27 protein-coding genes and 1 tRNA gene are annotated in these 23999 nt (G+C 61.8%); 16 read left to right on the top strand and 12 right to left on the bottom strand.

Features of this window, described 5'->3' with window-relative positions:
- Window positions 1–41 precede the first annotated feature (41 nt).
- The 3 genes from IT775_RS08825 to IT775_RS08815 all read right to left on the bottom strand — a co-directional run bounded on the left by IT775_RS08825 (window position 42) and on the right by IT775_RS08815 (window position 3576).
- Window positions 42–2417 carry a xanthine dehydrogenase family protein molybdopterin-binding subunit gene (locus tag IT775_RS08825; protein ID WP_212700734.1) on the bottom strand — a complete coding sequence of 792 codons (2376 nt, stop codon included), beginning with the start codon at window positions 2415–2417 and terminating at the stop codon, window positions 42–44.
- A gap of 94 nt (window positions 2418–2511) precedes the next feature.
- A complete protein-coding gene (locus tag IT775_RS08820; protein ID WP_212700733.1) occupies window positions 2512–2997 on the bottom strand; it encodes a (2Fe-2S)-binding protein in 486 nt (161 codons plus the stop codon).
- 54 nt (window positions 2998–3051) lie between these two features.
- Window positions 3052–3576 (bottom strand): SRPBCC family protein, encoded by a 525-nt coding sequence (locus IT775_RS08815; RefSeq protein ID WP_212700732.1) that lies wholly within the window; start codon window positions 3574–3576, stop codon window positions 3052–3054.
- 178 nt (window positions 3577–3754) lie between these two features.
- On the opposite strand from IT775_RS08815, the gene IT775_RS08810 reads away from it, so the two are divergent.
- From IT775_RS08810 to IT775_RS08800, 3 genes are read left to right on the top strand one after another with little or no spacing between them, the layout of a single operon-like run.
- Window positions 3755–4444, top strand: a complete 690-nt coding sequence (locus IT775_RS08810) for a response regulator transcription factor (protein WP_212700731.1) — start codon at window positions 3755–3757, stop codon at window positions 4442–4444.
- A 42-nt stretch (window positions 4445–4486) separates the two neighbouring features.
- Window positions 4487–5668, top strand: coding sequence for an FIST N-terminal domain-containing protein (locus IT775_RS08805; RefSeq protein WP_212700730.1), 1182 nt, complete (start codon window positions 4487–4489; stop codon window positions 5666–5668).
- 4 nt (window positions 5669–5672) lie between these two features.
- Window positions 5673–7892: a hybrid sensor histidine kinase/response regulator gene (locus IT775_RS08800; protein ID WP_212700729.1), complete on the top strand. Its 2220-nt coding sequence runs from the start codon at window positions 5673–5675 to the stop codon at window positions 7890–7892.
- A gap of 276 nt (window positions 7893–8168) precedes the next feature.
- On the opposite strand, the gene IT775_RS08795 is transcribed toward IT775_RS08800, so the two are convergent.
- The gene (locus IT775_RS08795) at window positions 8169–8333 is read right to left on the bottom strand and encodes a hypothetical protein (RefSeq protein ID WP_212700728.1); all 165 of its coding nucleotides are present in this window, start codon (window positions 8331–8333) and stop codon (window positions 8169–8171) included.
- On the opposite strand from IT775_RS08795, the gene IT775_RS08790 reads away from it, so the two are divergent.
- On the top strand, window positions 8332–10854 hold the full coding sequence (locus IT775_RS08790) for a hybrid sensor histidine kinase/response regulator (RefSeq protein ID WP_212700727.1): 2523 nt from the start codon (window positions 8332–8334) through the stop codon (window positions 10852–10854). The genes IT775_RS08795 and IT775_RS08790 overlap by 2 nt on opposite strands.
- On the opposite strand, the gene IT775_RS08785 is transcribed toward IT775_RS08790, so the two are convergent.
- Window positions 10855–11094, bottom strand: a complete 240-nt coding sequence (locus IT775_RS08785) for an Lrp/AsnC ligand binding domain-containing protein (RefSeq protein ID WP_212700726.1) — start codon at window positions 11092–11094, stop codon at window positions 10855–10857. It lies immediately after the preceding gene.
- Between the two features lie 145 nt (window positions 11095–11239).
- Between IT775_RS08785 and hisB the strand changes: the two genes are divergently transcribed.
- Entirely contained in the window at window positions 11240–11827 is a 588-nt protein-coding gene (gene hisB / locus IT775_RS08780; protein ID WP_212700725.1) for an imidazoleglycerol-phosphate dehydratase HisB, read from the top strand.
- A 48-nt stretch (window positions 11828–11875) separates the two neighbouring features.
- Here the strand turns inward: hisB and IT775_RS08775 are convergent, their stop codons facing one another.
- A complete protein-coding gene (locus IT775_RS08775) occupies window positions 11876–12613 on the bottom strand; it encodes a helix-turn-helix transcriptional regulator (protein WP_212700724.1) in 738 nt (245 codons plus the stop codon).
- 93 nt (window positions 12614–12706) lie between these two features.
- On the opposite strand from IT775_RS08775, the gene IT775_RS08770 reads away from it, so the two are divergent.
- Together IT775_RS08770 and hisH are read left to right on the top strand one after the other, a co-directional pair.
- Window positions 12707–13243, top strand: a complete 537-nt coding sequence (locus IT775_RS08770) for a peroxiredoxin-like family protein (RefSeq protein ID WP_212700723.1) — start codon at window positions 12707–12709, stop codon at window positions 13241–13243.
- A 131-nt stretch (window positions 13244–13374) separates the two neighbouring features.
- Window positions 13375–14013: an imidazole glycerol phosphate synthase subunit HisH gene (gene hisH / locus IT775_RS08765; RefSeq protein ID WP_212700722.1), complete on the top strand. Its 639-nt coding sequence runs from the start codon at window positions 13375–13377 to the stop codon at window positions 14011–14013.
- On the opposite strand, the gene IT775_RS08760 is transcribed toward hisH, so the two are convergent.
- Together IT775_RS08760 and IT775_RS08755 are read right to left on the bottom strand one after the other, a co-directional pair.
- On the bottom strand, window positions 13997–14392 hold the full coding sequence (locus IT775_RS08760) for a DUF2147 domain-containing protein (protein WP_212700721.1): 396 nt from the start codon (window positions 14390–14392) through the stop codon (window positions 13997–13999). The two genes, hisH and IT775_RS08760, sit on opposite strands and share 17 nt — an antisense overlap.
- A 105-nt stretch (window positions 14393–14497) precedes the next feature.
- A complete protein-coding gene (locus IT775_RS08755) occupies window positions 14498–14881 on the bottom strand; it encodes a DUF2147 domain-containing protein (protein ID WP_212700720.1) in 384 nt (127 codons plus the stop codon).
- Window positions 14882–15036: 155 nt separating this feature from the next.
- Between IT775_RS08755 and hisA the strand changes: the two genes are divergently transcribed.
- The 6 genes from hisA to IT775_RS08725 all read left to right on the top strand — a co-directional run bounded on the left by hisA (window position 15037) and on the right by IT775_RS08725 (window position 19345).
- Entirely contained in the window at window positions 15037–15759 is a 723-nt protein-coding gene (hisA, locus tag IT775_RS08750) for a 1-(5-phosphoribosyl)-5-[(5-phosphoribosylamino)methylideneamino]imidazole-4-carboxamide isomerase (RefSeq protein WP_212700719.1), read from the top strand.
- Window positions 15756–16046, top strand: coding sequence for a hypothetical protein (locus IT775_RS08745; RefSeq protein WP_212700718.1), 291 nt, complete (start codon window positions 15756–15758; stop codon window positions 16044–16046). The genes hisA and IT775_RS08745 overlap by 4 nt, the downstream gene beginning before the upstream one ends.
- 105 nt (window positions 16047–16151) lie before the next feature.
- Complete coding sequence (locus IT775_RS08740) at window positions 16152–16622, top strand: DUF2867 domain-containing protein (protein WP_212700717.1); 471 nt, start codon at window positions 16152–16154, stop codon at window positions 16620–16622.
- A gap of 33 nt (window positions 16623–16655) precedes the next feature.
- Complete coding sequence (gene hisF, locus IT775_RS08735) at window positions 16656–17435, top strand: imidazole glycerol phosphate synthase subunit HisF (protein ID WP_212700716.1); 780 nt, start codon at window positions 16656–16658, stop codon at window positions 17433–17435.
- The gene (locus tag IT775_RS08730) at window positions 17432–17743 is read left to right on the top strand and encodes a phosphoribosyl-ATP diphosphatase (protein WP_212700715.1); all 312 of its coding nucleotides are present in this window, start codon (window positions 17432–17434) and stop codon (window positions 17741–17743) included. Before hisF ends, IT775_RS08730 begins: the two co-directional genes overlap by 4 nt.
- Window positions 17744–18022: 279 nt before the next feature.
- Window positions 18023–19345, top strand: a complete 1323-nt coding sequence (locus IT775_RS08725) for a diguanylate cyclase (protein ID WP_212700714.1) — start codon at window positions 18023–18025, stop codon at window positions 19343–19345.
- A 24-nt stretch (window positions 19346–19369) separates the two neighbouring features.
- Here IT775_RS08725 and IT775_RS08720 read toward each other — a convergent pair whose 3' ends face one another.
- Together IT775_RS08720 and IT775_RS08715 are read right to left on the bottom strand one after the other, a co-directional pair.
- Window positions 19370–19843, bottom strand: coding sequence for a CoA-binding protein (locus IT775_RS08720; protein WP_212700713.1), 474 nt, complete (start codon window positions 19841–19843; stop codon window positions 19370–19372).
- Window positions 19844–20058: 215 nt separating this feature from the next.
- Window positions 20059–20304 (bottom strand): hypothetical protein, encoded by a 246-nt coding sequence (locus IT775_RS08715; protein WP_343231122.1) that lies wholly within the window; start codon window positions 20302–20304, stop codon window positions 20059–20061.
- Between the two features lie 154 nt (window positions 20305–20458).
- Between IT775_RS08715 and IT775_RS08710 the strand changes: the two genes are divergently transcribed.
- Window positions 20459–21292, top strand: a complete 834-nt coding sequence (locus IT775_RS08710) for a hypothetical protein (RefSeq protein WP_212700711.1) — start codon at window positions 20459–20461, stop codon at window positions 21290–21292.
- A gap of 4 nt (window positions 21293–21296) precedes the next feature.
- Here IT775_RS08710 and rlmB read toward each other — a convergent pair whose 3' ends face one another.
- The gene (gene rlmB / locus IT775_RS08705) at window positions 21297–22073 is read right to left on the bottom strand and encodes a 23S rRNA (guanosine(2251)-2'-O)-methyltransferase RlmB (RefSeq protein ID WP_212700710.1); all 777 of its coding nucleotides are present in this window, start codon (window positions 22071–22073) and stop codon (window positions 21297–21299) included.
- Window positions 22074–22206: 133 nt separating this feature from the next.
- Between rlmB and IT775_RS08700 the strand changes: the two genes are divergently transcribed.
- Window positions 22207–22290, top strand: a tRNA-Tyr gene (locus IT775_RS08700).
- A gap of 73 nt (window positions 22291–22363) precedes the next feature.
- On the opposite strand, the gene IT775_RS08695 is transcribed toward IT775_RS08700, so the two are convergent.
- Complete coding sequence (locus IT775_RS08695) at window positions 22364–22894, bottom strand: hypothetical protein (RefSeq protein WP_212700709.1); 531 nt, start codon at window positions 22892–22894, stop codon at window positions 22364–22366.
- 93 nt (window positions 22895–22987) lie between these two features.
- Here IT775_RS08695 and IT775_RS08690 point away from each other — a divergent pair, with 93 nt between their 5' ends.
- Entirely contained in the window at window positions 22988–23992 is a 1005-nt protein-coding gene (locus IT775_RS08690; RefSeq protein ID WP_212700708.1) for a hypothetical protein, read from the top strand.
- Window positions 23993–23999 lie beyond the last annotated feature (7 nt).

Here is a 23999-nt window from a genome sequence, read left to right as displayed (position 1 = left end):
CCCCTGAGGGTGCGGGGGAATACCCCGCCCCGAGGTTGATATCACTTCGCCGACTGGATCGCGTTCCAGACCCGCGACGGGCTGAGCGGCATGTCGATATGTTCGACAGGGTAACCACCACGATGCAGCGCGTCGATCACCGCGTTGACCAGCGCCGGCGGCGACCCGATGGCCCCGGCCTCGCCGCAACCCTTCACCCCAAGCGGGTTGTGGGTGCACGGTGTCTGGCAGGAATGGTCGACGCTGAAGCTCGGCAGGTCCGCGGCCCGCGGCATCGCGTAGTCCATGTAGGACCCGGTGAGCAGCTGACCGTTTTCATCATAGGCCGCGTTTTCCAGCATCGCCTGTCCGATGCCCTGTGCCACGCCGCCATGAACCTGACCTTCGACGATCATCGGGTTGATCACGTTGCCGAAATCGTCCGCCGCGCTGAACGACAGGATATCGATCGAACCGGTATCGGGATCCACTTCCACTTCGCAGAAATAGGCGCCCGAGGGATAGGTGAAGTTCGACGGGTCGTAGAAGGCGGTTTCCTCAAGCCCCGGCTCAAGGTCTTCCAGCGGGTAGTTGTGCGGCACGTAGGCGGCCAGGCAAACATCACCCCAGGCGACCGACTTGTCGGTGCCCGCGACGCTGAACTGACCGTCGGCCAGTTCGATATCTGCCTCCGAGGCCTCCATCAGGTGGGCGGCGATCTTCTTCGCCTTGTTGATCACCTTTTCCGCCGCCTTGAACATGGCCGACCCGCCGACCGCGATCGACCGCGACCCGTAGGTGCCCATGCCCATCGGCGTTTTCGACGTGTCGCCATGAACGATATCGACCTGGCTTTCGTCGATCCCGATCATTTCGGCGATCACCTGCGGGAAGGTGGTTTCATGCCCCTGCCCATGGCTGTGTGACCCTGTCATCACGCTGATCGATCCGGTGGCGTTGACCCGCACCGTGGCGCTTTCGTAAAGGCCGGCACGTGCACCCAGTTGCCCCACCAGGTTCGACGGCGCGATGCCGCAGGCCTCGATGTAGTGGGCAATCCCGAAACCACGCAGCTTGCCGCGCGCCTTGCTCTCTGCCGCGCGCTGGTCGAAATTGGCGTAGTCGGTCATCTCCAGCGCCTTGTCGAGCGTGGCGTGGTAATTACCGGTGTCGTAGGCAACCGCGACCGGGGTTTCATAGGGGAACTGTTCCGGCTTGATGAAGTTGATCCGACGCAGTTCGGCCGGATCGACGCCCAGTTCGCGCGCCGCCTTGTCGATCACCCGCTCCAGCTGGAAGGTCGCCTCGGGGCGACCCGCGCCGCGATAGGCATCGACCGGCACGGTGTTGGTGAACACCGCCTTCACGTTCACATAGATCAGCGGCGTGGTGTAGTTGCCGGCCATCAGCGTCCCGTGAAGCCAGGTCGGAACCGAAGGCGCGAAGGTCGACAGGTAGGCCCCCATATTGGCATAGGTATCGGTGCGCAGCGCGGTGAACTTGTTGTCGGCATCCAGCGCCAGTTCGATCTTGGTCACGTGATCGCGGCCGTGCGCGTCCGAAATGAACGCCTCGGACCGGCTGGAGGTCCATTTGACCGGACGGTTCAGCGCCTTGGCGGCGAAGGTGACGAAGGCTTCTTCGGCATAATGGAAGATCTTGGTGCCGAACCCGCCGCCCACATCGGGAGCCACCACACGCAGCTTGTGTTCGGGAATACCCAGCACGAAAGCGCCCATCAGCAGGCGGATCACATGCGGGTTCTGCGACGTGGTATAAAGCGTGTGTTCATCGTTGGCGCGGCTGTAATCGCCGATCGCCACGCGCGGTTCCATCGGGTTCGCGACCAGGCGGTTGTTCACCAGTTCAAGCGTGGTGACATGGGCGGCGTTTTTGAACGCCTCGTTCACCGCTTCCTTGTTTTCCTCGACGAAGCCCCAGTCATAGCAAAGGTTGGAGGTCAGATCGTCATGCACCTTGGTGGCACCGTCTTCCAGAGCCGCCTTCATGTCGACCACGGCGGGCAGTTCATCGATGTCCACCACGATCGCCTCGGCCGCGTCGCGCGCCAGTTCGGGCGTTTCGGCCACCACAGCGGCGATCGGATCGCCGACATGGCGCACCTTGCCCTCGGCCAGGATCGGGTGTTTCGGTTCCTGCATCACCTCGCCGAACCGGTCGGTCACCTGCCAGCCGCAGGGCAGTCCGCCCACCGCTTCGAAATCCTTGGCGGTGAAAACCTTCAGCACCCCATCCATCGCCTCGGCTTCCGAGGCGTCGATGCTGTTGATCGTCCCATGCGCCACGTCAGAGCGCAGGAAATGGACATAGGTCTGCCCATGCACATTGATGTCGTCGGTGTAATTTCCGGCTCCGGTCAGGAACCGCACGTCTTCGCGCCGCTTCGGGCTGGCGCCGATGCCATGATCTTTCGGCATTTCAAATCCTCCCTGTGATCGGGTCCGGGGTCGCCCCCTGCCCTTTCATCGTTCTGAAAATACGTTTCCCCGCGCGAAACCCGCGCGGTGGCGATCATTCCGCGGCAACTGCCGGCACGTCCTGACCGCTGGCGGCCATGATCGCGCGAACGATGTTGTGATAGCCGGTACAGCGGCAGATGTTACCTTCGAGGTAATTGCGGATTTCCGCTTCGCTCGGCTTGGGGTTTTCCTTCAGCAGGGCCGCCGCAGACATCACCATGCCCGGGGTGCAGAAACCGCATTGCAGGCCGTGGTAATCCTGGAACGCCTGCTGGATCGCGTTCAGCGACCCGTCCGCATTGGCCTGGCCTTCGATGGTCGCCACGTCGGCGCCCGCCGCTTCCTGCGCGAACATGGTGCAGGATTTCACCGCGTTGCCGTTGACATGCACCACGCAGGCGCCGCATTGCGAGGTGTCGCAACCGACATGGGTCCCGGTCAGACCCAGGTTTTCGCGCAGGAATGTCGAAAGCAGCGTGCGCCCCTCGACATCGCCCGATACCTCGCGGCCGTTCACTGTCATTCTTACTTCTGTCATCGTGCCCTCCCTAAGCCGATAAGCGCCTTCAATTTCGTGAATGAATATCGGGAATTATGCCCCGAAAACCTTTTTCATCCAGCCTTTTTTCTGTTCGCCCTCCGCGCCCGGCTCGGTATCCTCGCCGGTTTCCGAGGGCCCTTCCACGACGGTCTGGAACCGTTCGAAGAACTGGTCCGCCATCTTGCGCGCGACACCGTCGATGATCCGGCTGCCCAGCTGCGCCAGCTTGCCGCCGACCTTGGCGTCGACGTCATAGCCCAGCAGCGTGCCGCCATCGGGCAGGTCGGACAGCGTCACCTTGGCGCCGCCCTTGGCAAAGCCGGCCGCGCCACCCTTGCCTTCGCCGGTCAGGGTCAGGCTTTCGCCCTCGACGATATCCGACAGGCTGACAGCGCCCTTGAAGGTGGCCTTCACCGGCCCGACCTTCTGAACCACGGTGGCTTCGAACCCTTCCTCGGGCGAACCGGCCATGGCCTGACAGCCGGGGACGCATTCCTTCAGTACATCCGCCGAAAGCAACGCGGCCCAGACGGTTTGCCGGTCCGCGGCGATTTCGCGGGAATCTGTCATTTGCATTTGCGAGCCCTCCTGATGTTTCGAAATCCTAGGCGCATTCGCAGCCATAAGGCTATTCGACTATCGGCGTAGACCGGCGATTGCGCAAGCACCCTCGCATACGACTTTCGCCCACTTTCCCGTGACCGCGCAGATTGCTAGTCTGATCCTCAGATCTGACCGACCGGAAGGGAATTCCATGTCCGACAGCGCCGCGCCTTCCGCGCCGACCGAAATCAAGTCGGCACTGGTCGTGGACGATCACCCTCTGTTCTGCGACGCGTTGGCGATGACCCTGCAGGCTGTGACCGGCACCGCCGAGATCCGCGCCACCGCGCACCTGCAGGCGGCGCTGGACGAAATCGCCCAGAACGGCAGCCCCGATATCGTCGTGCTGGACCTGAACCTGCCGGACGTGAACGGGTTCGACGGGCTGATCCGGTTGAAAACCGCGACACGGGCACCTGTGATCATCGTGTCTTCGATGAGCGACAGCAGGGTGATCAGTTCGGCCATCAGGGCGGGCGCGGCGGGGTTCGTACCCAAGCACAGCCAGCGCGATGTCTTCGCCGCCGCCTTCGACGCGATCCGCCGCGGCACCGTTTATGTCCCCGACGGGTACGACCTGCTGGACGATGACAACGATATGGGCTGCGAGGATGCCAGCGCGCGGCTGGCGACGCTGACCAATCAGCAGGCGCGCATCCTGCAGCTGATCTGCGAGGGCAAGCTGAACAAGCAGATCGCCTTCGACCTGTCGATCGCCGAAACCACCGTGAAGGCGCATGTCACCGCGATCATGCGCAAGCTGGGCGTGCAAAGCCGCACCCAGGCGGTTCTGATCGCCAAGGAAACGAGCTTCCGCGCGATCTTGCAAGACGGCGGTTAACCGGCAACAATCGCCGCCGGAGGAAACATGGGAGGACAAAGGATGGACCAGTTCGCGGGTCCGTCGCATTCGGTGCGCTGTGCGCCTGAAATCATGCGCACCGCCAATATCGCCTGCACCGCCCCCGATCCCGTGCTGACCCTGTCGCGTGAGCTTGGCGATGAGGCGTTCGACCTTGTGCTTCTGTTCGTGTCGCCGCAGGCCGATATCGAAAACGTGGCCGCGCGCGCGGCCGAACTGCTTCCCGACAGCCTTGTCCTGGGCTGCACCACGGCGGGGGAACTGACAAGCGAGGGCTATTCAGACGGCAATATCGTCGCGGTGGGATTTCCGCGGGCATATTTCCGTGCCCGGATGCTGCTGGTGGAAGATCTGGACGCATACGATCCGCAGGCGCTGATCGGGCGGATGGTCCAGAGCCGCAACGCCTTGATGCGCGACGTGCCCGACTGGGATTACGAATTCAATTTCCTGATGATCGATGGATTGTCGCGCTGCGAAGACAAGCTGACCGCCGACCTTGCGCTCGGGCTTGGCCCGGTGCCGCTGTTCGGCGGGTCGGCCGGCGATGGCGAAAGTTTCGAGACCACTTTCGTGATCGCGAACGGCCGCGCGATGCGCAATGCCGCCATCGTGGCGCAAATCCGCACCATCTGCCCGATCAAGGTGTTCAAGAGCGACCATCTGGTGCCGACCGAACGGCGCATGGTGGTGACCGGCGCCGATCCAGACCGCCGCATCGTGCACGAAATCAACGCCGAACCGGCGGCGCGCGAATATGCCCGGGTACTGGGCAAGGACCCTGAACAGCTCGACACGTTCACCTTTGCCGCCCACCCGGTGGTGGTGCGGATCGGCGAACAGCATCACGTCCGGTCGATCCAGCGGGTGGCGGATAACGGCGATCTGGTCTTCTTCTCGGCGATCGGCGAAGGGCTCGTGCTGTCGCTGGCCGAACCGATGGACATGGTGGGACATCTGGAAGGGGAAATCCGAAACCTGTCGGCAAACGGCGCCCCGGACGCGATCCTTGCCTGCGATTGCCTGTTGAGAAGGCTGGAAGCGGAACAGAAGCAACTCAAGGGCAAGCTGTCCGACATTCTGGCGTCAAACCATGTCGTCGGATTTTCCACCTACGGCGAGCAGCTGAATTCGATGCATGTGAACCAGACGCTCACCGGGGTCGCGATCTACCCGCCCGAACAGCCGCCGAAAACGGCCTGACCGCATGACCCATCCCCTGATCGATCCCCACGATTCCATCGAGCGGCAGAACCAGAAACTGGTCAAGATCGCCGATGCGCTGATGCGCCGGGTGGAACAGGGCGGCGACGCGTCCGACGCCGCCTATGCCCAGTTCCAGCGCGCCGTCATCCTTGAGGAAGAGGTCCGCGCGCGCACCCGCGACCTGGGCCGCGCGCTCGAATTGCTGAACGAATCCAACGCCAAGCTGGCGCAGGCCAACCGCGAAACCGAAGCCGCCCGCGCCAACCTGACCAACGCGATCGAGACGGTGCAGGAAGGTTTCGCGCTGTTCAATTCGGACGAACGGCTGGTCATGTGCAACAGCCGCTTCGGCATGCACATGCCCGATATCCGCGACAAGATGGTACCGGGGCTTAGCTTTGCCGAGTACATCCGCCTGGTCAGCCACTCGAAATTCCTATCGCTACGCCAGGACGAAACGCCGGAGACTTGGGCGGCACGGCGGATGGAACGACACACCGACAGCCATGTCATTTTCAACGTCCGCATGATCTGGAACCGCTGGGTGCAGGTCAGCGAACACCGCACGCCCGATGGCGGCACGGTGATCCTGCAGACCGACGTGACCGACATCATGCGGCTGGAACGGCGCGAACGCGACCGGATGCTGGACGATCAGGCCAAGCTGATCCGCGCCACGCTGGACCACCTCGATCAGGGCGTGTGCATCTTCGACAGCCAGGCGCGGCTGGTCGGCTGGAACGAACGTGCCAGCGAACTGCTGTCGATCCCGCTGGGGCGGTTCCGCATCGGCATCGGCTTCAACATGCTGTTCGAACGGTTCCGTCACGAACTTGCCTTCGAGGAGGGAATATCGGCGCAAGAGGTGGAAGACTGGGTTCAAACCGAAAAACAGCGCCCGCCGCTGTCATTCGAAGTCCTGCACCGCAACTCCAAAACCCTGACCGTGTCGGCGCAGGAAATGCCCGACAAGGGGTTCGTGTTTTCCTTCACCGATATCAGCGCCGAACGTGCTGCGGTGCAGGCGGTTTACGAGGCCAATGAACAACTGGAACAGCGGGTGATCGAACGCACGCTGGAACTCGAAGATGCGCTGGCCGATGCGGAACGGGCGAACGCGTCGAAATCCCGTTTCGTGGCGGCGGCGAGCCATGACCTGCTGCAACCGTTGTCGGCGGCCAAGCTCTATGTCGGGTCGGTCGCGGCCGATCATCCCGACGATCAGGTGCGTTCGGTATTGGGCCGCGCAAACAACGCGCTGATCAGCGTCGAGAATATTCTCGGGGCGCTGCTGGATATCTCGAAACTGGATTCAGGCCGGGCCTCGGTGCATGTCGGACAGGTGCCGTTGCGAAGGATGATGATCCAGCTTCTCGATGAAATGGCCCCGCTGGCGCAGAAAAAAGGGCTGGACCTGCGGCTGGTCGCGTCATCGGCGGTGGTCGCCAGCGACGCCACCTATCTGCGCCGCATTCTGCAGAACCTGATGGCCAACGCGGTCCGCTATACCCAGACCGGCCGCGTCCTTGTCGGGGTGCGGCATCTGAAACACTCCGTCCGGATCGAAGTGCACGATACCGGCCCCGGCATCCCCGAAGACCAGCAGGAGCTGATCTTCAACGAATTCCACCGCGTCGACAGCCCGAGCAGCGCCAGCGAAGGGCTGGGATTGGGATTGGCCATCGTCGAACGCGCCTGCGCATTGCTGCAACACCCGCTGCAGGTCCGCTCAAGGCCCGGCCGGGGCACGATGTTCGCCGTCGAAATCCCCCGGGCGCCGGCCGAACGAGACCCCGGGCGCGCAGTGGGACCGCAACATGCGGCAAAGACCGACAGCCTTGAAAACATGATCGTGCTGCTGGCGGAAAATGATGCCGAGCTTCGCAATGCGCTGACCGTTGTGATGGACAGCTGGGACGTCACCGTCCTGGCCTGCGCCGACGAGGTCGAGGCACGCGGATTGATCGAGGAATTCGGCGTCACCCCGGATGCGATCGTCGCCGATTATCAACTTGACGACGGCGAACTGGGCACCGATCTGATCGCCGCGCTGCGCCGCGACCTGGGCCCGGTCCCCGCCTGCATCGCCACCGCGACACGCGAGGTCGCAGTCACACAGATTTGCCAGGAGGCAGGGCTGCACTTGCTGCACAAACCGATCGCGCCGCGGGAATTGCGCACTTTCCTGATGCGATCGTTGCGGCAATCCGAAACGCCCTGAAACCGCCACCCCATACTTAGGACGAGCTTCCCTCCGTCTTATTTCATCAATCATTCTTTTGAGGAACAGACATGATCGCTGGTAAACGCTAGACTGATAGGAAAGACTTGGCCTATGTGGCCCGCTTTTTGCCCAGCGGCTTGAAGTCAGGACCTTTTCGGTTCACTTATCCAAACGGAAACGGATCGCGCATTCAGGAAGGTTCCGAGCCGAACAAAAGTACAGCGTATGGTTAGTTAAACCCTGGTTATGGTAAACAGTGCCCGATTCATCATTCTACACCCACCCCACTGAGCGCTCGACAGCACCGGATTCACCGCATAGATTGACCGCCAAAGCATCGCCTGAAAACGCCTTGGGCGAAAAGACGGTCGGCATGGGGAACCGGTTCAATATGGGCAGTACCCGATTACTGATGGCAATTGCGGCCGTCAGTTTCATGTTGGTTGTTTTTCAAACAATTGACGTCATCAACAAAGTCCGGGAACTGCGCATCGCGAATGCCGAAGAGGTGCAATGGTCGCTTGGCCGGGCCGAAAACGAATTCCTGAGGTTCCGCAACAGCGTGCTCCAGGCAGAAGCCGGAGATGCCGAAAGCCTCGACGCGGTGCGGCTTCAGTTCGACATCCTCTACAGCAGGATCAGCATATTCAGGGAATCCTCTTCCTACGAATTCCTGCGCGATATCGAAACGTTCCGGACGTCGACCGAAGCCGTCAGCGGTTTCCTGGATCGCACCCTGCCCCTGATCGATGCGGAAGATGCGCAGTTGGCGGCCGGGATGGCGGCCCTGGATCAAGACGCGGCTGAAGTCGCACCCGACCTGTATCGATTGGCGCAGGTGGGCGTCGCCCAATTCGCACAGGCCCGCGAAACCCGGCGCACCGAAATCGCATCGACCCTGCTGATCCTAACGGCCACGTCGGCCCTGTTGATGGGAACGCTGCTGCTGCTGGCCTATTACTTCAATACGCTCAATCGCCGGTCCGAAGAACGCCGCCGCCAGGTTATCGAGGCCAGCCAGAGAACCCGGGCCGTGATCTCGACCGCGCTGGATGCCGTGATCGTGACCGATTCAGACGGTGTCATCGAGGAATTCAACAATGCCGCGGTGGAAATCTTCGGCTACTCCTACAAGGAAGCGATCGGCCGCAACGTGGCCGACCTGATCGTTCCGGAACAATATGCCGACTCGCATAACACAGCGATGAAGCGCATCCGCAGCGGCGGTCCGTTCCACATCGTCAGCAAGGGGCGGGTTCGGCTGGATGCCAAGCGCTCCAATGGCGAAACGTTCCCGGTCGAACTGGCGCTACAGAAAAGCGATCTGCACGGCCGCCTGTTCTTCATTGCCTTCATCCGCGACATTTCCTTCCGGGTACGCGCCGAACAGGACCTGATCGAAGCCCGCGACCAGGCGCTGGCCGGTGAAAAGGCCAAGGCCCGGTTCCTGGCCGTGATGAGCCATGAAATCCGCACGCCGCTGAACGGCCTGATGGGCAACCTGTCGCTGCTTCAGGAAACGCCGCTGACGGGCAGTCAAAATGCTTACGTGGACAACATGTCCACCTCGGGCCGGCTGCTAATGGATCACATCAACGACGTGCTGGATATCGCCCGTTACGAGGCGGGCAAACCGATCCTGCGCAACCGCCCCACGAACCTGCCCGATGTCGTCGATACGGCGCTGAACAATCTCAGGGACCACGCCGACAAGCGCGGCAACACCATCAACAGCTACTTCCTGGGGCCGGAACGGAAATGGGTCAAAACCGATCCGGGCCGGATCCAACAGATCCTGATCAACCTCGTTAGCAACGCGATCAAGTTCACCAAGGACGGGGAAATCACCGTCGAAGTCATCGCAGAACCCGGAACCGATGTCATCGAATTCAAGGTCGCCGATACCGGCATGGGCATTTCGAACGACGACCTGGCGATGATCTTCGACGATTTCGTGACCAGCGACAGCGCCTACAACCGCGAAGCGGGCGGCACCGGGCTGGGCCTGGGGATCGTCAAGCGCATCACCTCGCTGCTTGGCGGCGAACTGGGCGTTGACAGCACCCTTGGCGAAGGTTCGACCTTCTGGGTCAGGATTCCGATGGAAGATGCCGAAGAACCGCCAGATCAGGCACGGCCCCGCGCAGCGGAAGTGATCGACAGGAACCGTCCCGCGCCGGAAGACGGAGTTGCCGGGCGGAAGCTCGACATTCTCGTGGTCGAGGACAACGAAATCAACCGCAACGTCGTGCGCGCCATGCTGTCGCGCGATGGCCACGGGATCAGCGAAGCCCCCGACGGTCAAAGAGGCGTCACCCAGGCCGCGGCCAAGAAATACGACCTGATCCTGATGGATATTTCGATGCCGATCCTCGACGGGCGCGAAGCCACGAGGCGCATCCGCGCGGGCAATGGCAAATCGAGCGACACGCCGATCATCGCCCTGACCGCGCACGTGCTGCCCGAAAACGTGTCCGAATTCCTGCAGGACGGCATGCAGGACGTTCTGCCCAAACCGCTGATGCGGCGGGACCTGCAACGCATCATCGCCACCTATACCCAGGCCCAACCCGAAGAGGTCGCCCCCGAGACTTCCGGTTCCTGCCCCGACGCCCCGGGTCAGCAACTGATCAACGCCGAAACCAACGGCGCCCTGCGCGACAGCGTCGGGGATGGCTATGCCACCCTGCGCGCGCAGCTGACCGAGGAACTGACCTCGCTTGTCGACTGGCTGCAGGAGGAATGCGGCGACACGATGGAAATCGCCGCGCGATGCCACAAATTCGCATCAAGCGCGGCGCTTTTCGGGGCCGAGAGACTGCGCCAAGCGCTGCTGGACATCGAAATCGCCGGCAAGAAAGGCGATATCGCGGTCATGGCGGTGCGGCGCGAAATGCTGCCCATCCTGCTGCAGGATACGCTCGACGCGCTCGACCGGCTGGACGCCGGTCAGAGCTGATCAGAACGCCTTGAACGTCAGCGTCGTCAGCGTGCGTTCTATCCCTGCGATATTCCGAACGTTTTCGTTGATGTATTTGCCGATATCCTCGCCCTCGGGGATATAGAGCTTCATCAGCAGATCGTATTCGCCGCTGGTCGAATAGAGCTCGGAATGAATTTCGCGCAGCGCGATTTCTTCGGCCACGTCATAGGTCGTGCCGGGTTTGCAGCGGATCTGTACAAATACGCAAGTGGTCATGTCGGCCTCGTTCGTCTTTGCGCCAAGCTGTCACGTCCGCGCCCCCGCTGCAACGGTCATTTGCATTCCCGCGCGGCGCCGCATTGCAGCCTTGGAAATGCCCCCGCCGCGGCCTATAAACCCGCGACAGCACACGGAGAACGACATGCGGACGTCCCAGATCACGCGCAAGACGGCGGAAACCGATATCTCGGTCGAAATCAATCTCGACGGGACCGGTTCCTATGACAACCAGACCGGCGTGGGATTCTTCGACCACATGCTGGACCAGCTGGCGCGTCATTCGCTGATCGACATGACCATCCGCGCCAAGGGCGATTACCACATCGACGATCACCACACGGTCGAAGATACCGGCATCGCTTTGGGCCAGGCGCTGACCCAGGCCCTCGGCGACAAGAAGGGCATCCGGCGTTATGGCGAATGCCATCTGCCGATGGACGACGCCCAGGTGCGCTGTGCGCTGGACCTGTCGGCGCGCCCCTACCTGATCTGGAACGTGGATTTCCAAAGCCCCAAGATCGGCACGTTCGACACCGAACTGGTGCGCGAGTTCTTCCAGGCGATCAGCACCCACGGCGGCATCACCCTGCATGTCGACCAGATTCACGGCTTCAACGCCCACCACGTGGCCGAAGCCGCGTTCAAGGCGGTGGCGCGCGCGCTGCGGCTGGCGGTGGAAACCGATCCGCGCAAGGCCGATGCGATTCCCTCGACCAAAGGGGCGCTGTGATCGGGGCCAGCCCCCGCGCATGATCCGCCTCACGCGACGGCGAGGCGCTCAGGCGGCTTCGCGGCCGGTGCGCAGCGCCGTCGGCGCGATGCCGTAGGCGCGACGGAAGGCGCGGCTGAATCCCTCGGGAGAGCCGTAGGCATAGCGGCGCGCCACGGCATCGACCCGGTCGCCGCGCAGCATGTCCTGCCGCGCCAGGATGAGGCGCCAGCGCCGCAGGTATCCCATCGGGGTTTCGCCCACCTGTTGCGCGAACAATTCGCAGAACCGCGACAGCGATAGGCCCGCCTCCTGTGCGAGGTCGGCGTTGGACCACAACCGCCCCGGATGGTCGTGCATAGCAACGATCGCCCGGCTGAGGCGCGGATCGGCCAGCCCGGCAAGCAACCCGGGTTCCGTCGCGCCGCGTTCGATCTGATCGCGCAGCAGGCGCACCATCAGCACGTCCCCCAGCCGGTTGACCACCGATTGCGCCCCGCAACGGTTGGCCCGCGCTTCGCGATACATCAGACGCACTAGGCCTTGAGTTTCAGCATCGTCTGTCAGGTTGAAATCTACGACTTCCGGCAATGCCGCCAAGAGCGGATTGCCGGGACCCGCCCAGTCGACACGGGCGGCCAGCAGCACATCACCCGCCGCCCCGCCCTGATGACCGTCGCGGGGAAAGAACAAAACGCGCAGCGGCGTTCCATCCGGCGCCTTCAGTATGATCAGGTTGGCCCCTCCCAGCGGCGCGATTTGCACCGACAGATGAAAGCGTTCCACCAATGTCGTCAGACGATCCATAGCATAATCGGGTTTATTGTCAGATTTTCAAGACTTATTAGATGATAACACCTGCAATAAGAGAGAAGCAAGCTAAACCGGAAGGAACTCCAAATGCTGATTCCCCGCCAGAAGACGCCGAACCTGACGCTCCCGACGTTGGACCACGGCCGTTTTGACCTCGCCACGGAACAAAGCGAGCGCGGCACGCTCATCTGCTTCTATCGCGGGCTGCACTGCCCGATCTGTGCAAACTACCTGAAAGAGCTGGAAAAGCGCGTCAGCGAATTCGCCGAACGCGGTGTCAACTGCATCGCGGTCAGTTCGGACGGTGAGGACCGCACCCGCGCGATGGCCGAAAAGATCGGCGCCACGTCCTTGCGTTTCGGGTATGACCTGCCGCTGAGCGTCGCCCGGGACTGGGGTTTGTACATCTCGACTTCGCGCGGCAAGACCTCGATCGGGATCGAGGAACCTGCGCTGTTTTCCGAACCGGGCCTGTTCATGATCACGCCGGAGCAGACGCTCTATTACGGATCGGTGCAGACCATGCCGTTCGTGCGCCCGCATTTCGCCGAACTGGTCGGCGCGCTGGATTTCGCCATTGCCAACGACTACCCCGCGCGCGGCGAATACACCGGTCCGGTCTGATCCGGCGCGATGTCCGGGGGCCGTGTCACACCGCAAACACCCCCGGCGGCAGAGCGCCGGGGCGCCCTGCCCCTTGACCCCGCCGGCGTTTCGTTTCAGGTGAAGGACGGAACGACAAAGGATACCGGCCCATGCTGACAGCGATTGTGGATTACGAAAGCGGCAACCTGCATTCGGCGGAAAAGGCGTTTCAGCGCATGGCGGCGGAAACCGGCGCCGGCGAGGTGACCGTGACCTCCGACCCCGAGGTGATCCGCACCGCCGACCGCATCCTGCTGCCCGGCGACGGCGCCTTCCCGGCCTGCCGCGAGGCGCTGTTCGATCATCGCGGCGTATTCGAAGCGATGGAAGAAGTCGTGATCAAGGGGGGCAAGCCGTTCCTGGGCATCTGCATCGGCATGCAGATGATGGCCACTCGCGGGCTGGAATATACCGAAACTCCCGGCTTCGACTGGATCGGTGGCGACGTGATCAAAATCGAACCAAGCGACCCGGCGCTGAAAGTGCCGCACATGGGCTGGAACGACCTTGTGATCGACCAGCCGCACCCGGTTTTCGACGGGATCGAAACCGGTAATCACGCCTATTTCGTGCATTCCTATCACATGCAGGTGACCGATCCGGCGCATCTGCTGGCGCATGTCGATTACGGCGGCCCGATCACCGCCATCGTCGGGCGCGACAACATGCTGGGCATGCAGTTCCACCCGGAAAAAAGCCAGAAGACCGGGCTGCGGCTGATCGCCAATTTCCTTAACTGGAAGCCCTGATCCGGCGCCAGGTCTGCGACTGGCAAACGAAGGCGATGCAGCCCCGGACCACCATACGATCGCCCTTGACCTTCATCTTGCCGTGAAAGGTGGCATCGAGCAGCGGCACCCAGCCGGTCCCCTGATATTCGCCCGGCGCCACCTGCTTCATGTCCCAGAACAACCGTTTGCCTAGATTGGGCGTGGTGATCGTTTTGCCCGTCTTGTCATAGGTCCGCACGATCCTGCCGCAAACCGCGTCGCCGCAGCGGCGCGCCTCGATATGGGCGGTCTGTCCCTTGCCGTCCGGGGGCGTCAGCCATGTGCCCAGGGCGGGTTCGGCCCAGACCGGCCCCGCCGCCCCAGTCAGCACGGCGCAAATCAGTAATCCGCGAAACATGCCGTACCTCGCTTTGGATTATGTCATCGCTCCAAGATAGGCGCATTTCTTAACATAATCACTTAACGCTATTCACGACACGGCGCAGATCGGCGGATCTATGGCCTATTTCACCCGGCTCCAGGTCTGTTTCTTGCAGATCGGCCCGATGCAGCCCGACACCTTCAGAACATCGCCATTCAGCGACATTTTCGAACTGTAGATCTTGCCGGTCGAGGGCTGCCAGATCTTGCCCTTCTTGTAGCTGCCTCCACCCCTTGCCTGCATATCCCAGACAAGCTTCTTGCCGACATTCTCGGACTGATATTCGCCGCCGGAATTGAAGGTGCGCGAAATGACGCCGCAGATATTTTCGCCGCAGGGCGAAATGGTGACATGGGCATAGGCCCCGTCATCCACCTGCGTTTTCCAGATGCCTTCGACCGGATCGGCAGATGCCGCGCCAGCGCTGGCAAGCCCCAGCACGGCTGCGAAGATGAGCTTCTTCATTCATATCCCTCCCTTGGACGGGGTGATCCTGACCCAAGCCACCGATTCCGATCAAGCCTGACATCGGGTCAAACCGGGTCATCATGCCACCCGCGTTGCATTTTCCGTCCGCCCATGCAAAAGACCGCCCAACGATTATTGTGAAAGGCCGCGCCATGATCCTCTACCCCGCGATTGACCTCAAGGATGGCAATGCCGTCAGGCTGTACAAAGGCGAAATGGATCAGGCCACCGTGTTCAACGACGACCCTGCCGCGCAGGCGATGGAATTCGTCGAAGCGGGTTGCGAATGGCTGCACCTCGTCGACTTGAACGGCGCCTTCGCCGGCGAGCCCGTCAATGCCGCCCCGGTCGAAGCGATCCTGAAGCGCACCAAGGTGCCGGCGCAGCTGGGCGGCGGTATCCGCGACATGGCCACGATCGAAAACTGGCTGTCCAAGGGTTTGGCGCGGGTGATCCTGGGCACCGTTGCGGTGGAAAACCCCGCTCTGGTGCGCGAAGCGGCACGTGAATTCCCCGGCCATGTCGCCGTCGGCATCGATGCGCGCGACGGCCGCGTCGCCACCAAGGGCTGGGCCGAGGAAACCGACGTCATGGTCACCGATCTGGCCAAATCCTTCGAGGACGCGGGCGTGGCGGCGATCATCTATACCGACATCAACCGCGACGGCGCGATGCAGGGCCCCAATGTCGAGGCCACCGCGGCGCTGGCCAATGCCGTTTCCATCCCGGTGATCGCCTCCGGCGGGGTCAGCTCGCTCGACGACCTGCGGGCGCTGAAGAACTGCGGCGCGCCGCTCAACGGTGCGATCTCGGGCCGGGCGCTTTACGACGGTGCCATCGACCTGAAAGAGGCACTGGAGCTGCTGAAGGAATGATCCGGCGGCGGCGCACCCTGCTGATATCCATCGTCCTGCTGATTAGCCTCGCCCCGGCGATCAGCATGTTCTGGGCCAGTTGGTTCGCCGAACGCCACGATTGCGTCCTGCATGAAGGATACGTCAATCCCTGCATCGTGGGCGGCAAGGATTGGGGCGAAACGCTCTATACCGCTTTCGTCATGGGCTGGCTGATGATGCTGACCTTGCCCGTGGCGGCGACCATTCTGCTCGTGTTGACCCTGAAAGCCGCCTTCAACCTGATCCGGCGTGTCATCCGCCGCTGAACCGCGCCACCCGCACACACGCAGGACGTGCATGAGACACTGCACCACAGCCCTGAATTTGTCGTTTTCGGCAAATATCGCCGCAGGTAACGATCGAGGCCACCGATGCAACACATCACTACCACCCCCCTGCCCGCGAAGTCCCGCCTGTGGTCCAAGGTGCGAAAGGGCGATTTCATTGACGGCTACGCGGTGGACAGCCCGCTTTCCCCGCGCGCGGCGGCGGATATCGGCTTCACCATGCCCGGCTGGACCAAGGCCCTGATGAACCTGCGCAACACGCTGATGAAACCCTTCGGCCTGAAGACGGAGAACAGCGATAGCGGCGACGGGGCGATCTTCCCGGTCGAATACGAGGGCGAAGACGAGCTGATCCTCGGCACCGATGACCGCCATCTCGATTTCCGCATCTGCCTGATGCAGGATGGCGGGCGGCTTCATATGGCGACCTGGGTGCACCGCAACAATGCGTTCGGCACCGCCTACCTGACGCTGATCAAACCGTTTCACATCCTGATCGCCCGCAGCACCATGCGCCGCATCGCCCGCGTTGCATCCGGCCCGACCGCGGAGTAAAGACGGGGCAATCCCGCCCGAAGGTGCTCCGACATGCTGAAAACCCGCATCATCCCCTGCCTCGACGTCGCCGATGGCCGCGTCGTCAAAGGCGTGAATTTCGTCGACCTTGTCGATGCCGGCGATCCGGTGGAATCGGCCAAGGCCTATGACGCGGCAGGTGCCGACGAAATCTGTTTCCTAGACATCCACGCAACGCACGAAAACCGCGGCGTGATGCTCGACGTCGTGCAGCGGACGGCGGAACAATGCTACGTGCCGCTGACCGTGGGCGGCGGCGTGCGCAGCGTGCAGGACGTGCGCAAGCTGCTGCTGGCAGGAGCCGACAAGGTTAGCTTCAATTCGGCGGCCGTGGCCAACCCCGACGTGGTAGCCGAAGCCGCCGACCAGTTCGGCAGCCAATGCATCGTGGTGGCGATCGACGCCAAGACCGTGGAAACCGATGCCGACGGCAACGGCATCCGCTGGGAAATCTTCACCCACGGGGGGCGCAAATCCACCGGGATCGACGCGGTCGAATTCGCCAAGCTTGTGGCGGAAAAGGGCGCCGGTGAAATCCTGCTGACCTCGATGGATCGCGACGGCACCCGCGCAGGATTCAACCTGCCCCTGACCAAGGCGATCAGCGACGCGGTGGATATCCCAGTCATCGCAAGCGGAGGCGTCGGCAATCTCGACCACCTGGTCGAAGGCGTCACCAAGGGCGGCGCCAGCGCCGTTCTGGCAGCTTCGATCTTCCATTTCGGCGATTACACCATCCGCGAAGCCAAGGAACACATGGCGCAAGCGGGCATTCCGATGAGGATCGAATGACACTCGACGATCTCGCACAGACCATCGCCGCGCGCGCAGCGGCCGATCCCGACACCAGCTGGACCGCGAAACTGCTGTCCAAGGGCCCGGAAAAATGCGCCGAGAAGTTCGGCGAGGAAGCCGTCGAGGCGATCATCGAGGCGGTCAAGGGCGACCGCGCGCGGCTGACCTCCGAAGCCGCCGACGTGCTGTTCCACCTGCTGGTGATGCTGCAATCGCGCAACGTGCCGCTGGCGGATGTCATGGCCGAACTGGCCCGCCGCCAGGGCACCTCGGGCATCGCCGAAAAGGCCGCGCGCAAACCCTGATCGGGGGCGTCGCAACAAAACACTTCCTTGTGCGTGAATGCGTTGCAACAGCAGAGGGGCAACGCACGCTGCCAATGCGGCAGAATTCGGTTATTTCCCGCTCCTGATCCGCATCCCCTTTCGTTGCAGGAGCTGCGGCACGCGGCAACCGACCGCCGCGTCATCCCGACTTGATCCTCCTCGAAACGGTCGCAGCAAACAGCACTTCTTAACCACATTTAAATCCGAACTGTTTTCAATGGGGCAGGACACGCGGCGGACATTCGGAAAGGCAGTGATGTGATCGGCTTGTTGAAAACCAGATCGTTCCGGTTTTGGATTGGACTTTACGCCGTCCTGGCCCTTTTGCCGATCGCGGTCTCCGCCATTGCCGGTTTCGTGCTCCTCAATCAAAGCGTTATCGTGCCGTTCGAGAATGTTGCGGAGCAACAGCGCTATCATGCCGGGCCGACGCAACAACTAAGCATCTTGATGAAAGATACTCTCGCCCCGGTGGATGAGTTCGCGAGTGGCGCCAATCCTACCGGGCCCCTCACCTATCGACGGTTGCGAGAACAGATCGAAGCGGAATTCGCGATTCTCGAACCGCACTTTCATATCGAGACCGGTGCGAGAGACCTGCTGCAGCGCGCCCGCGAGGACTGGATCGCAGCGGACCGCAGCGCGACGGAGCTGATTTCGTTATCCCCATCGGCCATGGAGAAAGATGCGGGCCGGCTCATGCGGCAGTTCCATGGCCATATCGCCGCCGCTTCCGACAAGCTGTCGGCGGTCTACAGGTTGATTTCCGTCGCGATTTCAGCCGATCACGACAAGGCGGTTTTATATTATGAACGGTCGATCTGGATCATGGGAATCGCCGGTGCCGCGTCCTTTATAACGACGCTCAGCGGGATTTTCCTTGTCGGCCGGATCATGACGCGCAGCGTGAACCGCCTGGTCGACGGGGCGGAACGGTTTGCCCAGGGCGAACGTGATTACCGGATCGAAATCCAGGTGCCGCCAGAACTGCGTCGCGTAGCCGAAGAATTTAACCGGATGATCGGTCGTATCAAAATGTCCGAAACAGCGTTGGCCGATCTTGCCGTCCGCGACAGCCTCACGCGGCTGCTCAATCGCCGCGCGTTCGAGAATGCGCTGACGGAAACCTTCGACCGGGTTCAGCGGCTTGGCGAAACCACCGCGCTTCTGGCGCTGGACATCGATCATTTCAAGTCCATCAACGATACTTACGGGCATGCCGCCGGGGACGTCGTGCTTCAGGAAATCGGCGTTGTCCTGGGCAAGAACCTGCGGTCGTTCGACCGCCCTTTCCGCGTTGGAGGGGAAGAGTTTTCGGTCCTGCTGCCAGGCACGACGATCGCCACGGCCCGCGAAACCGCCGAACGTCTGCGCAAGGCGATCGAAAATCATCAGTTCCGGTATGGCACCGATCGAATAGATGTCACGGTGAGCCTGGGCGTGGCGACCACGAACACCGAAATGGACCGGACAAGCCTTGTCGAGGCGGCCGATTCCGCGCTCTACGAAGCGAAACTCAACGGCAGAAACCGGGTCGAGGTGAGTATCGGAGCCGGCAGAAAGGGTGACAAGGTGGCCTGAGCCCCTGCCCCAGTCATCGACGCTTCAAAGCTTCGACGAGATCACCCCGGTTGCGAAACCACCCATGCGCAGTTCGCCATAAAGCCGCTGATATTCGATCTTGGGGCAGCGGTTCATGATCACGTCCACCCCGCGCGCGCGCGCCTTTTCAGCGGCTTGCGGATGTTCGACCCCGATCTGCATCCAAATCGTTTTCAAATTCGGAAAACAATCCAGCGCCTCGTCGACAATTGGCGGCACGTGATCCGAGCGGCGGAAGATATCGACCATGTCGATCTGTCCCTCGATATCCCGCAGCGATCCGATGACGGTGCTGCCGAACAGGGTCTCGCCAGCATGGCCGGGATTGACCGGCACCACCTTGAACCCCTTCAGCGAAAGGTAACGCGCCACGTAGTAGCTCGGCCTTACGGGATTCATCGACACGCCCACAACAGCAACGCGCTTGCTTTGGGTCAGGACCTTTTTCAGGAATTCGTCGGTATACTGTTCGCTCATACCCAAGCGATACCGCGCCCGCCGCGTCAGGGGAAGACTCTTTGAGCGCAAAGAAAAGCGCCCAAGCGAGCTTGGGCGCCAGTGTCGGAACGAGGGACAGTGAATGAGATCGCAAAGTTCCGGTTTCGCGTCTCTGCTACAACAGATAGGTGCGAATCCGGATTTTTCCAGAGCCTGTCAAAAAGCCGTGAACGAAATGTGAACGGACCCAGGCATCAATCGAATATGTCTTCCACCGCATCGAACAGTTCATCCAGCAGCCTGGCGCCGAAGCCCTTGCGCCGCTTGTAGCTCTTTGCCTTGAACTTCTGCGGTTTGCGCCTGTCCGGCTTGACCCTCGCCGGCTTCTGCGACCTTGACCGTGGCTGCACGGCATCCGAGCGCAACCGCTTGAGATCATGCAAAGGCGCGCCGCAGGAGGCGCAGCTCAGTTCGTGCCGGACTTCCCCGGACAGGACCAACTCGGCGCGGCGGCCGCAATAACAGCAGGTGGCTATTTTTCGACTGTGAGGCATCCGATCACAGATAGACACCGATGCCCCGAGCGCAAGACCGTTCTTGTCACCTTCGTTTCATGCTACCATGAGGTGCATTCCCAAACGCGGAGGACAGCCGATGCAAAGCATAGTGAATATGGTCACCAAAGGCCCGCTGACACGGACGGGAAATCCTTCGCCGGTTCCGCTCGATCAGAAACGGATCGCTCTCTATGTCGGGGTGATCGCCTTTGCTCTGCCCTGCCTGCTCTACGCCTCCTCGTTCATCGGCGACTTCTGCCGGATGAGTTCGATCAGCCATTATTACTACATCCCCTTCTGGGGCAGTTTCTTCGTCGGATGCATGGGATTCATCGCCGTGTTCCTGTTTTGCTACAGGGGACACACGAAGTGGGACAATTATTTTTCCACCGGCGGCGCCGTGGGCGCGCTGTGCATCGCCGTATTCCCCACGCTGGGCCCCGGCTGCGTCAAGGCCTATTCGGGCCGCGCCTTCGTCGCCTACGCCCCCCAGCCCGACAATCCGCTGACCATCACGACGCAGGCCAGTTATGACTATGTGGTGATCCGGGTCTTCGGCCAGCCGTTCAATTCCCAGTTCTTCCACTTCCTGGGCGCCTTCGTGCTGTTTTCGATCCTGGCCTATTTCGCGCTTTACGCCTTCCGCCGCGACAATGGCCAAGGCGTCGTGACAAGCGCCCGGGGCGAGACGGAAATGTCCTTGGCCAAGAAAATCAGGAATACGACCTATCTGTTCTGCGGCCTGACGATCCTGGCCTGCATGGCGGCGATCGGCGTGACCAAGGGTGCCCCCTTCGGCACCTCCGCGATCCTGCCGCCCGTCTTCACCTTCGAAGCAATCGCCCTGTTTGCCTTTGGCCTTTCCTGGATGGTGAAGGGCCGCTTCCTGCCCGTTGTGACGGAAAAACAGGGCCTGCTGGAAGCGGTCTGACGCCTCACCCTCTCGCGGCGTAGAGCGCCACGGCCGCCGCGTTGGACACGTTGAGCGATCCGAAACTGCGGGCGAAATCGATCCGCACCAGCTGGTCGCAGGTTTCCTTGGTCTTCTGCCGCAGCCCCGGCCCCTCGGCACCCAGCACCAGCGCAATGGGGCGATCGCGATGCCCCTCGACCGCCGCGTCGATGGTCACCTCTGCCTCGCCATCCAGCCCCAGGATCAGGTAGCCCATGTCGCGCAGTTCCTGCATCGCCTCGGCCAGGTTTTTCACCCGCAGATAGGGCTGGCGCTCCAGTGCGCCGCTTGCTGTCTTGGCCAGCGCCCCGGTTTCCGGCGCGCTGTGATGGCGCGGTCCAATCACCGCGGAAGCGCCGAACACCTCGGCCGAACGCAATATCGCGCCGACGTTATGCGGATCGGTCACCCGGTCCAGCATCACCACCCGCGGCACCAGCCCCGGCTGACCGGCACAGACCTGATTCAGCCGGCCCCAATCAAGTGGTTTGACCTCGAGCGCCACGCCCTGATGCACCGACTGCGGATCGATCGGGGCGGTGAATTTGCGCGGATCCGCCATTTCCGGTTCGATACCCGCTTCGTCCACTGCGTCGGCCAACTTGTCCAGCGCGTTCTTGGTCACGATCAGCCGCAGCTTTTCACGGTTCGGGTTCAGCAACGCATCGCGTACCGCATGCAAGCCGAACAGCCACACCGTTTCCGACGCGGCGGCCCTTTTCGCCTGCTCCTTGGCGACGACCCATTTCGGTTTTTTCATGCCCCGATCCTTTCCCAGAAGCGTGGCCGCGTTAATGCGCCGGGACATCGTCGCCTGCAAGGGATTTTCTGGTTGACGCCCGTTTCAGAGCACAGTAATCAGCCCATCACCAGACGGCAGTGCCGTCGGAAGTGGGCGACAGGCCGCAAGGTGTGGCAGGGGACTGTAACTCCCTCGCGGAGACGCACGCCTGGTTCGATTCCAGGGTCGCCCACCACTTCCCCCCCAGCAAAACAAGCGACATGAAACCCTTTCGGGACCGTGTGGTTTTCGGGATTGCGGAAAGATGATCAGGGCATCAGCACCGATTTGCGATCGAAGGTGGCCGAATCCGTGGTCATGTCGTCATAGAAAATTTCGACATAGACCTTCTGCACCGAATTCGGTGCCAATCCCATGATCGGCATCGCCTCGTCATCGACCAGAGCGTTGGGCGAGGCGGTGTCTTCGTGGCAAGCTGGCAGCGGATAGACCTGGATCGGCCCGTCATTGAACGAATATCGAATCGCGTTCAACCCGCAGCGCCAGCTGAGCAACTGGGTGAAGTAGACGATGTCCTGACCATTATATTCGCGCACCGCAATCCAGCTGGACTTGGTCATCCCTAATATTGGCTTCACCTCCTGCGCGGTGGTGAACTTGCCGCTGGGCACCTCGGTACTGGGCTGGGGTGTCTGGGTGGTGGCCTGCGGCGCGGCCTGTGTCATTTGCGTGGCGCTTTCGGTCATCGGCGCGGGATCCACCGCGGTACGCGACGTCGTCTTGCCATCGCCGCCCCCCTGGGCCGCCATCGCCACCAGCATCAGAAATACGTCGAGCATGAAAATCCCCTTTCGCAAAATCTGCCGCGGCCCCTTCTGTCGGCACCGCCTTGCCCCTATAGTGAAATGAAATGAGGTCAGGGCAGCCCGAGTATGACCAAAACGGACGAAAAAATCCAACCTTTCAACATCGTCATCGTCGGTCAAACCAACCGCCTGCAATACGAAGCATTACTGTTCGCCGCCTCGCTGCACGCCACCAATCCCGATTTCCCGGGGCGGTTTTTCGTCGCCGAACCGCAGCCCGGATCGCTATGGCAGGACGACCCGAGGATCACCAACGCCCACGTGCTGGACCTGCTTGCAGAATTCGGCGCGGAAATCCTGCCGTTCGAAAACCGGTATTTCGGACAGAAATATCCCCATGGCAACAAGATCGAGGCGCTCGCCGCCCTGCCCACGGGCGAACCCTTCGTTTTCTTCGACACCGATACTTTGATCACCGGTGACCTGACCGAGGTACCGTTCGATTTCGACCGCCCGTCGGCGTCGAATAAGGTCGAAGGCACTTGGCCCAAGCCGGAACTCTACGGCCCCGGATATACGGCGATCTGGAAATCGCTTTATGACCGATTCGGATTGGATTTCGAAAGCTCTCTCGACCTCGGCCAGCCCGACGAATACTGGCGCCGCTACCTTTATTTCAACGCCGGGTTCTTCTACTACAAATGCCCGAAACTGTTCGGCGATCGATTTGCCGACTACGCGGTCGACATCAAGACCGACCCGCCGGAGGAACTGGCCTGCCAGTCACTCAATCCCTGGCTCGATCAGATCGCCCTGCCGCTTGTGATCCACAGTTTCGGCGGCGGGCGCGATGCGCTGCCCGACGGGTACCTGGATGGCGATTACAGCTGCCATTACCGGACGATGCCGCTGCTTTACGCCCGCGAAAGCGACAAGGTGGTGGACCTGCTCGAAGACATCGCCGCCCCCAACAGGGTGAAAAAAGTGCTGAAGCAATACGAGCCGATCAAGCGCTTCGTCTTTCAGGGCAAGGGCGAAAAGGCCCGCGCCCTGTTCGACCGCGATCACCTGCCACGGCGCGAACAGCAGATCCGCCAGCAGCTGAAGAAAAACGGGCTGTGGCTGCGCTAGGGCGCGC

Source organism: Thalassovita aquimarina (assembly GCF_018219815.1).
Taxonomy (GTDB): Bacteria; Pseudomonadota; Alphaproteobacteria; order Rhodobacterales; family Rhodobacteraceae; genus Thalassobius; species Thalassobius aquimarinus.
This window is presented reverse-complemented; position numbering and strand designations above follow the sequence as displayed.

Excerpts from the sequence above, each read along its gene's own strand:
- IT775_RS08825 (WP_212700734.1), bottom strand. The coding sequence starts at position 2,417 with ATGCCGAAAGATCATGGCATCGGCGCCAGCCCGAAGCGGCGCGAAGAC.
- IT775_RS08820 (WP_212700733.1), bottom strand. The coding sequence starts at position 2,997 with ATGACAGAAGTAAGAATGACAGTGAACGGCCGCGAGGTATCGGGCGAT.
- IT775_RS08815 (WP_212700732.1), bottom strand. The coding sequence starts at position 3,576 with ATGCAAATGACAGATTCCCGCGAAATCGCCGCGGACCGGCAAACCGTC.
- IT775_RS08810 (WP_212700731.1), top strand. The coding sequence starts at position 3,755 with ATGTCCGACAGCGCCGCGCCTTCCGCGCCGACCGAAATCAAGTCGGCA.
- IT775_RS08805 (WP_212700730.1), top strand. The coding sequence starts at position 4,487 with ATGGACCAGTTCGCGGGTCCGTCGCATTCGGTGCGCTGTGCGCCTGAA.
- IT775_RS08800 (WP_212700729.1), top strand. The coding sequence starts at position 5,673 with ATGACCCATCCCCTGATCGATCCCCACGATTCCATCGAGCGGCAGAAC.
- IT775_RS08790 (WP_212700727.1), top strand. The coding sequence starts at position 8,332 with ATGTTGGTTGTTTTTCAAACAATTGACGTCATCAACAAAGTCCGGGAA.
- IT775_RS08795 (WP_212700728.1), bottom strand. The coding sequence starts at position 8,333 with ATGAAACTGACGGCCGCAATTGCCATCAGTAATCGGGTACTGCCCATA.
- IT775_RS08785 (WP_212700726.1), bottom strand. The coding sequence starts at position 11,094 with ATGACCACTTGCGTATTTGTACAGATCCGCTGCAAACCCGGCACGACC.
- hisB (WP_212700725.1), top strand. The coding sequence starts at position 11,240 with ATGCGGACGTCCCAGATCACGCGCAAGACGGCGGAAACCGATATCTCG.
- IT775_RS08775 (WP_212700724.1), bottom strand. The coding sequence starts at position 12,613 with ATGGATCGTCTGACGACATTGGTGGAACGCTTTCATCTGTCGGTGCAA.
- IT775_RS08770 (WP_212700723.1), top strand. The coding sequence starts at position 12,707 with ATGCTGATTCCCCGCCAGAAGACGCCGAACCTGACGCTCCCGACGTTG.
- hisH (WP_212700722.1), top strand. The coding sequence starts at position 13,375 with ATGCTGACAGCGATTGTGGATTACGAAAGCGGCAACCTGCATTCGGCG.
- IT775_RS08760 (WP_212700721.1), bottom strand. The coding sequence starts at position 14,392 with ATGTTTCGCGGATTACTGATTTGCGCCGTGCTGACTGGGGCGGCGGGG.
- IT775_RS08755 (WP_212700720.1), bottom strand. The coding sequence starts at position 14,881 with ATGAAGAAGCTCATCTTCGCAGCCGTGCTGGGGCTTGCCAGCGCTGGC.
- hisA (WP_212700719.1), top strand. The coding sequence starts at position 15,037 with ATGATCCTCTACCCCGCGATTGACCTCAAGGATGGCAATGCCGTCAGG.
- IT775_RS08745 (WP_212700718.1), top strand. The coding sequence starts at position 15,756 with ATGATCCGGCGGCGGCGCACCCTGCTGATATCCATCGTCCTGCTGATT.
- IT775_RS08740 (WP_212700717.1), top strand. The coding sequence starts at position 16,152 with ATGCAACACATCACTACCACCCCCCTGCCCGCGAAGTCCCGCCTGTGG.
- hisF (WP_212700716.1), top strand. The coding sequence starts at position 16,656 with ATGCTGAAAACCCGCATCATCCCCTGCCTCGACGTCGCCGATGGCCGC.
- IT775_RS08730 (WP_212700715.1), top strand. The coding sequence starts at position 17,432 with ATGACACTCGACGATCTCGCACAGACCATCGCCGCGCGCGCAGCGGCC.
- IT775_RS08720 (WP_212700713.1), bottom strand. The coding sequence starts at position 19,843 with ATGAGCGAACAGTATACCGACGAATTCCTGAAAAAGGTCCTGACCCAA.
- IT775_RS08710 (WP_212700711.1), top strand. The coding sequence starts at position 20,459 with ATGCAAAGCATAGTGAATATGGTCACCAAAGGCCCGCTGACACGGACG.
- rlmB (WP_212700710.1), bottom strand. The coding sequence starts at position 22,073 with ATGAAAAAACCGAAATGGGTCGTCGCCAAGGAGCAGGCGAAAAGGGCC.
- IT775_RS08695 (WP_212700709.1), bottom strand. The coding sequence starts at position 22,894 with ATGCTCGACGTATTTCTGATGCTGGTGGCGATGGCGGCCCAGGGGGGC.
- IT775_RS08690 (WP_212700708.1), top strand. The coding sequence starts at position 22,988 with ATGACCAAAACGGACGAAAAAATCCAACCTTTCAACATCGTCATCGTC.